The organism is Pseudomonas sp. F-14 TE3482, assembly GCF_053629455.1.
On the sequence record NZ_JBRJII010000001.1, the window covers coordinates 2583004 to 2597041 of the forward strand.

The window sequence follows — 14038 nt, forward strand, 5'->3', positions numbered from 1 at the left end:
GGCTGCAGTGATGGCTGGTCCGATCAAACTCGATTTTTCCGAAAAGTACGACGATCAACACGCCCAGAAATATTTGCGCAAGCATCAGGAGGGGCTCGGCCGCCGACTGTCCCACTGGCGTGACGAACAATTGGCGCGAAAAGCGCTGACGCTGGCCGGTGAGCCAGGATTGGTCCTCGATTTACCGTGCGGCGCGGGGCGTTTCTGGCCGCTGCTGGCGGAAAAACACAACCGCGTCATCATCGGGGCCGACAACTCGGAGTCCATGTTGAAGACTGCCATGCAGGCGCAACCCGCCGACGTGGTGAAACGGGTACAACCCTTGCACACTTCTGCATTCGACATTGCCTTGCCCGATAACGCCGTCGACAGCATTTTCTGCATGCGCTTGCTTCATCACATCGGTGAAGCCGAGCATCGACTGACCATTCTGCGCGAATTCGAGCGCGTCACCCGCGACAGCGTGATTGTTTCGTTGTGGGTGGACGGCAATTTCAAGGCCTGGAAACGCAAGCGCGCGGAGAAACGACGTAGTCAGGAGGGTTACCAGAATCGATTTGTGTTACCGGCCGCCACGGTTGAAAAGGAATTCGAGCAGGCGGGTTTTCGGATCCTGGAACATCTGGATTTTTTACCGCTCTACGCCATGTGGCGGGTATACGTATTACGCAAGAGGTAACAAGATGGCAATGCAATGGGCAGCACAAACAGAAGTGGCTTCTCAGGACCGCTTCGACTACTTCTGGAACCTGCGCGGTGAATGGGTAGAAGAACCCAACGTCCGTCGCGGTGGCGAAAGTGGCGTGCAGCGCGTTAGGGGCAGTGATGGACAGTTGCTCTACACCAAGCGTCAAACCGGGCATATCTATCGCAGTGCGTTACACCCGTTCGGCCGACCGACGGTGTTGCGCGAACGCGATGCGCTCATTGGCCTGCGTCTGCTCAACGTTCGTGTTCCGGAAATCGTTTTTTGCGGGGCGCAGCGCGATCCCATGCACAAATGGCGCGCACTGCTGGTTACCAAGGCCCTGGATGGCTTCGGGGAAATCCAACACTGGTACGCGGGTGGCGGTCGCGAGCGTTACGGTGAGGCGGTGCACGATCGCGTGTTGAAGGATCTGGCCGACAACCTGGCCCGCATGCACAAGGGCCGTTGGCAACACAGCTGTATCTACATCAAGCATGTATTCGTGAGGGTCACCGGCGAAGGCGAGTCAGCCAAGGTCGAGGTGGCGTTGATCGATCTGGAAAAATGTCGGCAGCGCTTGACCCCCCATCAAGCGGCGGCCCATGACCTGAAGCAACTGCGTCGCCACTCGTCGTTCAGCGATACGGACTGGAAAAAACTCGTCTATTTTTATGAGACGGCGTTTGGCAGCGCTATCAAAGGCTTATAACAATGAAACTCGAAATTGCACGAGGTTTGTTTTTAGCCGGAGCCTTGGCAGTTGCTTCATTGGCGGTGGCGGCCTGGGAGCAACCCCGCACGCAAGTCCTCAGCTCCGTGCACGGTGACGCGCATTGTCCGTTGCCCCGGGTTGCCAAGGCACCCGTGGCCACTCAACCCGATCATGACTTGTTACTGTTCATGTTCGGACTTTCTCAGGGACTGAGGCCACAGAGTTGAACAGATTGAAGCCCAAATAAAAGGCCTCGCAGATGCGAGGCCTTTTTTGTATCCGTTGACTCAAGTCTTGCGCGATCCATTTGTGGTCTTCAGGGTTTATCGGGCTTGGCCAGCAACGTGTAGATGCACGGCAACACAAACAACGTGAACAGCGTCCCGATCGACATCCCCGTCGCGATCACCGTGCCGATGTCGAACCGGCTGACCGCACCCGCGCCCGTGGCGATGATCAACGGCACCATGCCGAACACCATCGCCGCCGTGGTCATCAATACCGGACGCAGACGAATGGCCGCCGCTTCCTCCACCGCTTCGCGAGGTGACAGGCCCTTCTCCTTGCGTAGCTGGTTGGCGAACTCGACGATCAGTATCCCGTGCTTGCTGATCAGCCCGATCAACGTCACCAATCCCACCTGGGTATAGATGTTCATGCTCGACCAGCCAAGGAACAGCGGGATCAACGCGCCACAGATCGACAGCGGCACGGTGACCAGAATCACCAATGGGTCGCGGAAGCTTTCGAACTGGGCTGCCAGCACCAGGAAGATGATCGCCAGCGCCAGGGCGAAGGTGACCCACAGCGCGCTGCCTTCCTGAACGTATTGCCGTGATGCGCCGGCATAGTCGACGGCATAGCCCGCCGGCGCTTCTTCCCGGGCGATCTGGCGCACGGTGTCGATGGCTTCACCCATGCTGACCAGCGGGACCCCGGAAAGAATTGCCGAGTTGAGTTGCTGGAACTGGTTCAACTGACGCGGTCGCGCCCGGTCGGTCACGGTGATCAGGGTCGACAGGGGCAGCAATTCGCCCTTGGTGTTCTTGACGTAATAATGGTTCAGCCAGTCGGGGTTATCCCGGAAGGGCCGTTCCACCTGGGCAATGACTTTATAGCTGCGACCTTCGATGGTGAAACGGTTGATCTCCGCTTCACCCAGCAACGTTGCGAGGGTGCCGCCCAGGTCCTGCATCGACACACCCATTTGTGCAGCCTTGGCGCGATCGATATCCACCACGACTTCGGGTTTGTCGAAGGCCAGGTCGACGTCGACGAAGGCGAATTTGCCGGACTCCATCGCCCTTTTTTTCACCCGGTCCGTCACTTCCAGCAATGACTCGTAGGTGTTGGCCGAGTTGATCACGAATTGAAACGGCAAGCCTTCGCCTGTACCCGGCAGGGAAGGCAGGTTGAAGCCGAAGATTTGTAACCCGGGGATGCTCTCCAGCTTGCTTTGGACCTCGGGGAGGATCTGCATCTGGGTCCGGTCGCGTTCGTTCCAGGGTTTGAGCAGGAAGCCGCCGATCCCCGATTGCACGCCGTTGAAGCCGTTGATCTGGAACGAGGAGTAGTACTCGGGGAACTCCTTGAAAATCGCGAGGAACTCGTCGGTGTAAGTGTTCAGGTAGTCGAGGTTGGCCGGTTGCGGGGCACTGGCCATCATGAAGATCACGCCCTGGTCCTCGTCCGGCGCCAGTTCCGATTGGGTGAATTTGAGCAGGACTGGAATCAGGCAGAGCACGATCACCGCGAACACCAGCACCACCGGCCGGGTATTGAGGGTGCCATGAAGCACACTCTGGTAGCGGCGCTTGAGGCCTTCGAAGATCACGTCCAGGCGATGGGCCAGGCCGGTAGGGTTTTCATCGTGGCGCAGCAGCAGGGCGCACATCATCGGCGACAGCGTCAGGGCAACGATGCCGGAGATCACCACCGCCCCGGCCAGGGTCAGGGCGAACTCCTTGAACAGCGCCCCCGTCAGACCGGTCAGGAAGCCGATCGGCGCATAGACCGCCGCCAGGGTGATGGTCATCGACACCACCGGCATGGCGATTTCCGCAGCACCTTCAAGCGCGGCATCCAGCGGTGTCTTGCCTTCTTCAATGTGCCGATGGATGTTTTCCACCACCACGATGGCATCGTCCACCACCAGCCCGATGGCCAATACCATCGCCAGCAAGGTCAGCAGGTTGATCGAGTACCCCATCAGCTGCATGAAGAACATCACGCCGATCATCGACAGCGGAATGGTGACCACCGGGATCACCACCGAGCGCAGGGCGCCGAGGAACAGGAACACCACCACGATCACGATCAGCACCGCTTCGAACAGTGTTTTCACCACTTCGTCGATAGACGCTTGAATGAACAGCGTGGCGTCGTAGGCGATTTCACCTTTCAGGTTCGGCGGCAGCTGGGCTTCCAGCTCCGGCATGATCTTGCGCACTTCCCTGATCACATCCAGCGGGTTGGCGCCTGGCGTAGCCTTGATACCGATGTACACCGAGGGGGTGCCGCCAAAAGAGCTGATGGTGTTGTAGTTCTCCGCGCCCATCTCGACCCGCGCCACGTCCCGCAGCAGTACGCGGCTGTCGCCATCGACCTTGAGCGGGATCGCGCCAAAGGCCTCGGCGGATTTGAGTTCGGTGTTGGCGTTGATGCTGGTGACCACATACTCGCCTTTCACTTCGCCGGCGGCGGAGAGGAAGTTGTACTGGCGCACGGCGTTGGTCACATCGCTGGCGCTCAGGCCGTAACCGGCGAGTTTCACCGGGTCCAGCCACAGGCGCATGGCGAATACCTGGTTGCCAAGAATCTCGGCTTCGGCCATGCCTGGCAGGGTTGCCAGTTTCGGCTGGATGACCCGTGACAGGTAATCGGTGATCTGCGGATTGCTCAGTTCGTCGCTGAAGAAGCTGATGTACATCAGCGCCGAAGCGTCGGCGGCTTCCTTGCTCAGCACCGGGTCTTCGGCGTCCTGGGGCAGCTGGTTCTTCACCTCGTTGGCCTTGGCCAGCAGTTCGGTGAACAAGCGGTCGCTATTGGAACCGATGCGCGCGTAGATCGAGATCACCGAGAAGTTCTGGCGACTGACCGACGTCATGTAGTCGATGCCTTCGGCGCTGGCCAGGCTCTGCTGCATCGGTTGGGTGATGTAACCCTGGATGGTTTCGGCGTTGGCCCCGGGGTAAGCGGTGGTCACCGTGATCAGGGCGTTTTCCATTTGCGGGTATTGGCGCAGCGGTAACTTGCTCCAGGCCTGGAAGCCCAGCAGCACAATCAACAGACTGACCACGGTGGCGAGCACCGGGCGGCGGATGAACGGGTCGGTAAAAGCCATGGGGATTCCTTGATCAGTCAGCGCGCGGCTGACTGCTCTTCTCGGCTAGGGTCTTGTCGTCGCTGATGGCAATGTGCGCGCCGTGGTCCAGTTTGATCTGGCCCCCCGTGACCACTTTTTCGCCGTTCTGCACGCCTTTGGTGATCATGACCATTCCGTCGCGTCGCTCGCCGGTTTCGATGAAGCGCCGCTCGGCGATCAAAATCGGCTCGCCCTTGTCGTCTTTTTCGAGGCTGCCGTCTTCGGCCTTTTTCTGCGCGACGACGTACAGCGAGTTGCCATAAAGGGTGTAGGTGATCGCGCTTTCCGGCACGACGATGCGTGGCTGCGGATCGGGCAACATCACCTGCAGACTGGCGAACATCCCCGGCAGCAGTTTGTCATCGGGGTTGGCCAGGGTTGCGCGCACCAGCACGTTGCGGGTGCTGCTCTCGACCTTCGGGTTGATCGCACTGATAGTGCCGGGGAAACTCTCTGTCGGGTAGGCTGAGACAATGACTTGTACCGGTTGGCCGAGGGCGATTTTCGGCACCGATTGTTCGGGCAAAAAGAAGTCGACGTAGAGGCTGCTGATGTCTTGCAGGGTGGCGATCATCGTGCCGCTGGCCACGTAGTCGCCGACGTCTACCTGACGAATGCCGATGGTGCCGCTGAACGGGGCGAGGATGCGTTTTCTCTCCAGTGCCGCCTTGAGCTGATTGACGGTGGCACGGCTCTTTTGCAACACCGCCGAGAGTCGGTCGAACTCGCCTTTGGAAATGGCCTGGCTGCCCACCAATTGGCTACCGCGACCGTAATCCAGTTGCGCCAGTCCCAGGTCGGCTTGAGCGGTTGCCAGCAAGGCCGTTTCAACGGCAGTGTCGAGTTGCAGGATCGGCTGACCGGCCTTGACCTTCTGCCCCGACTCGAACTGCACCTCCTTGACGGTGCCGGCGATCTCCAGGCTCAGGTCGACTCCTTGCAGCGCCGTGAGGGTGCCGACCGTTGGCAAACGGCTTTGCCACGGACGTTCGGTGGCGGTGGCCACGGCGACACTTATCGGCGGTTTCGGCGCGGAGAAGCCTTGCATCATCGTGTAGATGGAGAAGGCTTTGTAACCGGCCAGGGCCAGCACGATTAGCAGGACAACACCCAACATGATCAGCATGCGGCGACGCAGCATATTTCCATTTCCTTGGAGAAAATCAGGTGAGACAGGCGGGAACATTACTCCGAGTGCAAGGGGGATTCCAATGGATGTTTTTTGCGTGATCTTACGGAAAAGATCGCAGCCTGCGGCAGCGCCTCCAGGTACGCATTCCTCTGTAGGAGCTGCCGCAGGCTGCGATCTTTTAAACCATCAGATGCAGATGGTTGTCCCAGAGCCCGGCAGGCAATTCCAGAGGTTTTGCAACAAGGGTTGTCTGGCGGCAATCGTAGTAGCGGCAGCGTCCTTGGCCGGAGGTCACGACGAAACCATCAGCCACGGCCCCGACACCGGCGCAGTCGGGAAGTGGCGCATCCAGGCGCACTTCACCACTGTCCAGGTCCCAGATAAAAAAGCGGTTGCCCCGCGGCGCGGTCAGGGCGACCAGACGCAGTTCGCTGTGTACGGCGACGCTGGCGGTGTAATGCCCCATGGCCTGCAACTGATGCTCGGAGACCGGGAACGCCACGAACGGTTGGCCGGGCCGCTTGATCGCCAGCAGCTCCGATGACTCGTGGGCATCGCCCATGAACTGCTGGCCGGCGACGATGGTGCCATCGCTGGCGACGCCCAAATGCCGCACGCTGTTCATCTGCTGGGCCAGTGTTTCCTTGCTCAACAAAGTGCCATCGCGCTGCATCAACACCAGGCTCGGCTCCATCGCGTTGAGGTTCATCTCGACCCGGCTTTCGGCCTCGGTGCGAATGCCGCCGTTGGCCACAATCAGCGTCTCGCCATCGGGCATCCACGACACCTGATGCGGGCCCACGCCATGGGTGGAAAGCTCGCCACTGTGCACCAGCCGCTCACCTTCGAACTTATACACACCGAGCAGGCCTCGGCCCGGATCGGACGTGTCGTTCTCGGTGGCGTACAGCCAGTCGCCGCTCTGGTGAATCACTGCGTGACCGTAGAAGTGCCGGTTTGGCTGCGAGACCACGGTTTGCAGCAGCGTGCCGTCGCGCAGGTCGATCAGGTAACTCTCGGTGCCCGGACGCCGAGCGACGAACAGCGCTATCGGTCGCGTCGGGTGGTTGATGATGTCGTGGCAACGCTGGGCGACCTGGGTGGCAAACACCCGGGTGCCATCCAGCCGATAACCGACGGCGTAATGCTTGCCGTCACCGTCGTCCCGCGCCGAGAGCAGCAGCGGGCTTTTGTCCTTTTGCTTGAACAGCGTCCAGCCGCCCAGTGTCACCGCACTCAGCAGCAAACTCCCTAACGTCAGAGCCTGGCGTCGCAGCATGGCACTTGCCCTCATCAGTCACCGTCGTTGGCGTTGAAGCCCAGTTGGATGCCCAGCGCCTTGGCCAGTTCGCCTTCGTGCAGGCGATGGACAACGTTGAGGCTGTCGTAGATGGCGTTGAGCTGCTGGCGCCCGGCATCGTCGGTGAGCATGTCGGTCAGCGAGCGTTGGTTGCTGGAGAACAGTTTCAGGGACGTTGCATAGGCTGCGTCGATCTTGTCGGCCAAGGGTTTCTGCTCGCTCGGCAACAGACCGCGCAGGCCTTTGTTGTCGACACCGACCCAGACTGTTTGCGCCGCGCTCAGGCTTGCTTGCAGGCCTTGCAGCGACGATTGGCTACGCCAGGCATCGGCCTGGAACGGCTGTGGCGTGCCCTTGCTCTGGCGACCCATCGGCGTGCCGAGTTTTTTCTTCAGGGTGTCCAGCGCGGTGACCTGCACGCGCAGCAGATCGGCGATCGCTTCGTGGGAGTCGGCGTAGCGCTGGTTCGGGAATTTGCTCATCTGCGCGAGCATGCCGTCGTTGGTGTTCCAGCGCGACAGGATCTCTTCGGCCAGTTGCTTCTGACGTTCGCCAATGGCGGTCAACAGCGGGCAGTATTTGGCTTTCTGCGCGCTGTCGGCCATGTCGATCTTGCTGTCGAACAGGATGTATTCATAGGCCGAGAGCCCCTGAACCACAACGCTGGACTTGGTCAGGGCGGCGGCATCGATCTGTGGCTGCGCGGTGACCAGTTGCTCGACCTGACGGCCCACGAGGTTCTTTTTGTCCGGCCAGAACTGCACCTGCCACGAACGGTTGCCCTCGGCCAGCGGCCCGATCAGCAGCGGTTGCAACTCGGCCCAGGCTTTCTGCGCGTGCAGGAAGTCGGCGCGGGCGGTTTCGAGGTTTTCCTTGCCTTGGCAGAATGCCAGGGCGCTGACCGCCAATTGACGGTCGGCTTCGACCCAGCGGCTGTAGGTCGGCAGGATGACTTGCTTGGCGATGGCCGCCGACGTGACCGCTTGCGGGTCCTGAGGCGAACAGGCGCCCAGGGCGAGGGCGGCAAGGCTGGTGAACAACAATTTGGGACGGAACATGTCGGGCTCCCGCTGAAGGAAAACGTATTAAAGGGAATTCAAAAACGCCAGCAACGCCGCGCGCTGCTCGGCATTGAAAGACAAAACCTGTTGCTGCGCCGCCTGTGCCTCGCCGCCATGCCAGAGCACGGCTTCGAGCAAGTTGCGGGCGCGGCCGTCATGCAAGAACTGGGTGTGGCCGTTGACCGTCTGCGTCAAGCCGATGCCCCACAACGGCGGCGTGCGCCAGTCGCGGCCGCTGGCCTGGAACTCGGTGCGGTGGTCGGCCAGGCCGTCGCCCATGTCATGCAGCAGCAGGTCGCTGTAAGGGCGAATCACTTGATTGGCCAATTCAGGTTCCGCGGCGTTGGCGGCGGTGGTGTATTTCGGGGTGTGGCAGGACTGGCATCCCGCCTGGAAAAACAGATTCTTGCCGGCCAGCACTTGCGGCGCGCCGACATCGCGACGGGCCGGTACCGCGAGGTTACGGCTGTAGAACAGCACCAGACGCAGGATGTTATCGCTGACTTCCGGCTCGCCATCCGGGCCATTGCCGTTGGGCGCCTGCTTGCAAGCGGTTTGCGCGTCGGTGCAGTCATCAATGGGTCTCAGGCTGGTGGTGAGGCCCATATCACCAGAGAACGCGTGAACGTTTTGTTGATTGAGGTTCGGTTGCCCGGCCTTCCAGCCAAATCGCCCGAGGACGGTTTTCTGCTGCGCGTCATCCCAGACCCGGTTTGGTCGTCCGGCGATGCCGTTCTTCTCCCGAGCCTGGGCCTCGGCGTTAGCCAGGATGGCCTCTTCGGGGATCGCCTCAAGCAAGCCCAGGCCAATCATCGGCGGTGCGATGCGCGCCGAGAAACGCGTGTCGGGGTGCATCGGGCCGTAGCCGAGCTGGGTCATCTGCAAGGTCGGTTTACGCAACTCGATTTCGCTGCCGTCTTTGAACCGCACCGGGACCGGCGTGTAATCGACGCGCACCTTGCCTTCCGGAACGACGCCGGGCACCGACATGTCCTGGAACTGCCCGCCGTAGACAGGCTCTGGCACCACGCCCAATTGTTCGATGACTTTGGCATAAGCCGGCGTATCAGGAATCGACAGGCGCACCAGCATCGACACCGCATTCGGTGCATCGGGCGCGGGCGGGTGACCGCGCCCGTCCTTGATGTGGCAGTTCTGGCAGGCGTTGGTATTGAACAACGGGCCAAGGCCATCGCGGGCGGTGGTGGTCGATGGGGCAATCACCCAAGGGCTGCGAAAGAAACTGTTGCCGACGCTGAAATCCACGCGTCGTGACGGCGGCAGGTTGGCGGACGGCAGGGAGAATGCGTTCTGATCGGTCTTGCGTACCGTCGCACTGCCGCCGGAGCGGGCTTCACCGGGTTCGGCCTGGGTGAAACGCGGAGCGTCATCGCAGGCACTCAGGCTCAGGGCCAGCAACAGAGCGGACAAGCGAAGAGGCAGCGAGGGCATCGGACATCCTGCAAGACGAGCAAAACAAGGGCGCAAAGTCTAACAGGGCAGGGGAGTTTGAATAAGAGGAATTATCGTTTGGTTGATTTGGCGCAGGGTTTGACTTGATACCGAGTCGCGGCCATCGCGGGCAAGCCCGCTCCCACAGGGTCTTGCACTGAACCTGTGGGAGCGGGCTTGCCCGCGATGAGGCCATCAGCATCACTCAAAAATCAGGCATGAAAAAGGCGACCCGAAGGTCGCCTTTTTCACTCAGCCAGCGTTGATCAGAACTCGTGATCAGCGTTGTCCGGGTTCAGGTCGCTGATGCCCAGTTTGCCGGCGGCCGCTTCGATCGAACCGGTCTGCTTGACCAGCGAGGCGATGGCGTCACGCACGATCTGGTTGCCAGCAGTGTTACCGGCAGCGATCAGTTGGTCGTAGTGCTCACCCTTGTTGGCGTGATCGACCATGACCTGAAGCTTGGCTTCGGTGGTAGCCAGGTCGGCTTTCAGGGCGGTGTCGGCTGCCGGGTCGGCTTTGGCGACCAGCGACGACAGGCTGGCGCCGGTCATTTTGCTGCCATCGACACGGGTGTATTCGCCCAGGTACACGTTACGCACACCTTTGGCGTCGTAGAAGTGCGAGTTGTGGGTGTTGTCGCTGAAGCAATCCTGTTCGTCTTCCGGGGAGTTGGCTTCCAGGGAAACCTTCATGCGCTCGCCCGCCAGTTCGCCCAAGGACAGGCTGCCCATGCCGAACAGCATTTTGCGCAGGCCGGTTTCAGCCGGTTCCGCTTCCAGGGTGGCGCGGTAGTTGTCGGCCACGTTCGGCTTCCAGTTACCGACCATTTCTTGCAGGTCGTTGACCAGCAATTGAGTCACGGATTTCAGGTAAGCACGACGACGATCGTTGTGACCGCCGGTAGCGCCTTTGCCTTCCAGGTAGTCGGTAGCCGGACGGTTGCCGGCGCCAGGGCCGGTGCCGTTCAGGTCCTGGCCCCAGAGCAGGAATTCGATGGCGTGGTAGCCGGTGGCGACGTTGGCCTCGGAACCGCCCAGCTCGTTCAGGCTGGCGAGTTTTTCCGGGGTGATGTCTTTCACGTCGACCTTGTCTTCGCCGACCTGAACTTTGGTGTTGGCGATGATGTTGGCGGTGGCGCCCGGGTTACCCAGTGCGTGTTCGTAGGATTTGTCGACGTAGTCGATCAGGCCTTCGTCCAGTGGCCAGGCGTTCACCTGACCTTCCCAGTCGTCGATGATGGTGTTGCCGAAGCGGAACACTTCGCTCTGCAGGTAAGGCACGCGGGCCGCAACCCAGGCAGCCTTGGCGGCTTTCAGCGTATCGGCGTTTGGCTTGGCCAGGAACGCGTCGACGGCGGTTTGCAGGGTTTTCGCGGTGGATTCGGCATCGCTGTAAACGGCGAAGACGATGTCGGCGTAGTGCGCAACCACAGCCTTGGCGGCGGCTTCATCGACTTTACCGGTAGCAGCAGGCGCAGCCGGGGCAGCGGTGCTGGCGGCCGGGGTCGGCGCTTGTGGAGCGGCAGCCTTGTCTTTGCCTTCGCCGCAACCGGCGAGGGAAATAGCGATGGCCAGCAGACTGGCGGTGGCCAGAGGCATACGAATCATGGCGAACATCCTGCTTCGGTGATTGATGGACGCGCGAGGGGCGCGCAAAACTGCGACATAATGCAAATCTTTCGCATTATGTGTAAAGGGTTGTTCCTGTAAATATTTCTTATTTACGCGGCTGAATGCCAACAGAATGATCTGTAACAGCTGGCAGATCCCTGTGGCGAGGGAGCTTGCTCCCGCTGGACGGCGAAGCTGTCCCAAATTCTGCAACCCGGTTCTGCCAGAAGTATCGCGTCAACCTGAGTGCGACTGCTGCGCAGCCGAGCGGGAGCAAGCTCCCTCGCCACAGGGCTTGGCCAGTTCCTTCAAAGGCTGTTTCAGAGGATGGCCGCGTTACTGCGTTGGGCTTGCTTGAGGTAGGCACTCAGTTCCCGTGCCGGCAGCGGTTTGCTGTAGTGATAGCCCTGACCTTCGTGGCAGCCTTCGGAGATGATGTAGGCCTCTTGCTCGGCGGTTTCCACGCCTTCGGCAATCACCTGCATGCCCAGGCTCTTGCCCAGCTGGATGATGGCCCGAACGATGGTCGCATCGTCGTCGTCATCGAGCAGGTCCTGAACGAAGCTCTTGTCGATCTTGATCTTGTCCAGCGGCAGGCTTTTCAGATAACTCAGGGATGAATAACCGGTGCCGAAGTCGTCGATGGCGATCAGTGCGCCGGAGCGACGCAGGCTCAACAAGTGCTGGGCGGCGGTGCTGATGTCTTCCATCAGGCCGGTTTCGGTGACTTCCAGTTCCAGGCTGCGCGGTGGCAGGCGGTACATCTGCAGCAGGTTATTGACCACCCGCGGCAACTCGGCGTGGTGCAGTTGCACGGTGGACAGGTTCACCGCCATGCGCAGGTCGAAACCCTGATCGTGCCATTCGCGCAATTGTTTGCAGGCCTGATCCAGCACCCATTCGCCGATAGCGATGATGGTGCCGTTCTGCTCGGCCAGCGGAATGAACAGGTCCGGCGGCACTAGCCCGTGTTCGGGATGTTGCCAGCGAATCAACGCCTCGACGCCCACCACGCGATGATCGCGGTAGCTGATCTGCGGTTGATAAACGAGGTAGAACTGGTCGCGGATCAAGGCATCGCGCAGGTCTTTTTCCAGCTCGCGACGCCGTCGCATTTCCGTGTCGACGCTGGCGATATAGAACTGATAGCGGTTGCGCGAGCGAGTCTTGGCCAGGGTCATGGTCTGCTCGGCTTTTTGCAGCAACTTCTCGGTGCTGTCACCGTCCTCGGGGAACAGGGTGATGCCGATGGTGGCGCGCAGACGGATTTCCTGATGATCGAGGGCGAACGCCGCTTCCAGATCATCAAGAATGCTTTGGGCCAGTTCGGCCGCTTCATAGGGTTGTTCGATGTCGGCCTGGACCAGTGCAAACTGATCGCCACCCAAACGGGCGAGGGCGCCGAGGCGACCGCTATGGGCCCGCAGTCGATCGGCCAGGGCCAGCAGCAATTGGTCGCCGGCCTGATAGCTGAACTGTTCGTTGATGCCTTTGAAATCATCGAGCCCGACACACAGCACCGCGACCCGACGCTGCAATTTACCGGCGTCGACGAGGATCTTGTCCAGTTGTTGCTGCAATTGCTGGCGGTTCGGCAAACCGGTGAGGAAGTCGTACTGGGCCATGCGCAGCAGGCTGTTTTCCGCTTCGTGGCGCAGGTGGGTGTTGCGCTCGATGGATTCGAGCAACTGGTTGGCGGTGTTGATCCAGACGCCCAACTCGTTTCTCTCATGCCCCTTGAGCTGCGGAATCTTGTGGGCGCTCGGCCGGTCCGGGTTGATTTCGGTCAGGTGTTCGATAATCCGCGACAGCGGTTTGGTCAGCAGCCAGTGATAGACCAGATACAGCACCAGGGCCATGGCCATGGCGCGCAATACGCCAGAGATGAAGATGATCACGGAACTGACAATGAAGCCCTTGCCGTAGGTGGCGGTGTCGAGGGTAATGCTCAGGTCGCCGTAATACTCGCTGTAGGGCCCGCGGCCCACCAGTTGGGTGGTGAAGGTGCGTTCCTGGCCGAGGATCAGATCGGTCAGCCAGCGGCTGTTGGAGTGCTGCAATTCACGGGTTTTTTGCGCGAGCATGGCTTCGTGAGGGTGGCCGATGGAGGCCATGCGCACGGCGTCGTCCTGAAACAGGCCCTCGATCACCTGCATGCCCATTTCCCGGTCCAGGCTGTAGACGGCCTGGGTCGAAGGGTCACGGAACATATCGAGGATGCGCTGGGCATCGCTGGCTACGGCCTGACGTGTTTTGTAGGCATCGAAAACGATCTGCGCGCAGCTCAAGACCACGCCGACGATCAATGCCGACAGGAGCACGACCCGGAGCAACTTCACCGACAAGCTGTTCTTGAGTTCCAGCTTCAAAGGGGTATTCCTTGTTCCGTGCGGGTAGCGTCAAGTTGCCATGAGTATTGGCAATCCCGTGAGGTCAGTCAAAGGGACAATCCAACCCAGGGGATTTTGCCGGTAGCTTGGCCGATAGGCTGTTGTTTGGAGTATTTGCCCTATTAGCACTGTGTCGGTTGTTGAGGCCCTCAACTTGAGGGGAGCGGGACAATTTTTCCTTGTGGTTGATGTTAGACGGCTGTGATGTGAGGGCAAGAGGGCGAATGCCACTCGCGTTGTGGGAATGTTCCCTCCAACTGTGGGAGCGAGGCTTGCCCGCGAAGGCGGCTGGAGGAATGTACCCATTTCCCCAGCCCATAAAAAAA

Annotated in this window: 10 protein-coding genes; 3 read left to right on the forward strand and 7 right to left on the reverse strand. The window is 60.4% G+C overall.

The features are described from left to right. The first annotated feature begins 10 nt into the window (after nt 1–10). Genes AB7M26_RS11615 through AB7M26_RS11625 form a run of 3 tightly spaced genes read left to right on the forward strand, consistent with a single transcriptional unit; the run spans nt 11 to nt 1627 of the window. Complete coding sequence (locus tag AB7M26_RS11615; protein WP_123500737.1) at nt 11–679, forward strand: class I SAM-dependent methyltransferase; 669 nt, start codon at nt 11–13, stop codon at nt 677–679. Nucleotides 680–683: 4 nt separating this feature from the next. After that, nucleotides 684–1397 (forward strand): lipopolysaccharide kinase InaA family protein, encoded by a 714-nt coding sequence (locus AB7M26_RS11620; protein ID WP_123500735.1) that lies wholly within the window; start codon nt 684–686, stop codon nt 1395–1397. Nucleotides 1398–1399: 2 nt separating this feature from the next. Then, nucleotides 1400–1627 carry a hypothetical protein gene (locus AB7M26_RS11625; RefSeq protein ID WP_026331876.1) on the forward strand — a complete coding sequence of 76 codons (228 nt, stop codon included), beginning with the start codon at nt 1400–1402 and terminating at the stop codon, nt 1625–1627. Between the two features lie 89 nt (nt 1628–1716). On the opposite strand, the gene AB7M26_RS11630 is transcribed toward AB7M26_RS11625, so the two are convergent. The 7 genes from AB7M26_RS11630 to AB7M26_RS11660 all read right to left on the reverse strand — a co-directional run bounded on the left by AB7M26_RS11630 (nt 1717) and on the right by AB7M26_RS11660 (nt 13691). Further along, nucleotides 1717–4743 (reverse strand): multidrug efflux RND transporter permease subunit, encoded by a 3027-nt coding sequence (locus tag AB7M26_RS11630; RefSeq protein ID WP_123500733.1) that lies wholly within the window; start codon nt 4741–4743, stop codon nt 1717–1719. Between the two features lie 13 nt (nt 4744–4756). Next, a complete protein-coding gene (locus AB7M26_RS11635) occupies nt 4757–5905 on the reverse strand; it encodes an efflux RND transporter periplasmic adaptor subunit (RefSeq protein ID WP_123500731.1) in 1149 nt (382 codons plus the stop codon). A 169-nt stretch (nt 5906–6074) separates the two neighbouring features. Beyond that, complete coding sequence (locus AB7M26_RS11640) at nt 6075–7175, reverse strand: DUF1513 domain-containing protein (protein ID WP_123500729.1); 1101 nt, start codon at nt 7173–7175, stop codon at nt 6075–6077. Nucleotides 7176–7189: 14 nt separating this feature from the next. Next, nucleotides 7190–8254 carry an imelysin family protein gene (locus tag AB7M26_RS11645; protein ID WP_123500727.1) on the reverse strand — a complete coding sequence of 355 codons (1065 nt, stop codon included), beginning with the start codon at nt 8252–8254 and terminating at the stop codon, nt 7190–7192. A gap of 27 nt (nt 8255–8281) precedes the next feature. Continuing rightward, the gene (locus tag AB7M26_RS11650) at nt 8282–9709 is read right to left on the reverse strand and encodes a di-heme oxidoreductase family protein (RefSeq protein WP_123500725.1); all 1428 of its coding nucleotides are present in this window, start codon (nt 9707–9709) and stop codon (nt 8282–8284) included. 266 nt (nt 9710–9975) lie between these two features. Beyond that, entirely contained in the window at nt 9976–11319 is a 1344-nt protein-coding gene (locus tag AB7M26_RS11655) for an imelysin family protein (RefSeq protein ID WP_123500723.1), read from the reverse strand. A gap of 323 nt (nt 11320–11642) precedes the next feature. Next, complete coding sequence (locus AB7M26_RS11660; protein WP_123500721.1) at nt 11643–13691, reverse strand: putative bifunctional diguanylate cyclase/phosphodiesterase; 2049 nt, start codon at nt 13689–13691, stop codon at nt 11643–11645. Between the last annotated feature and the right edge of the window lie 347 nt (nt 13692–14038).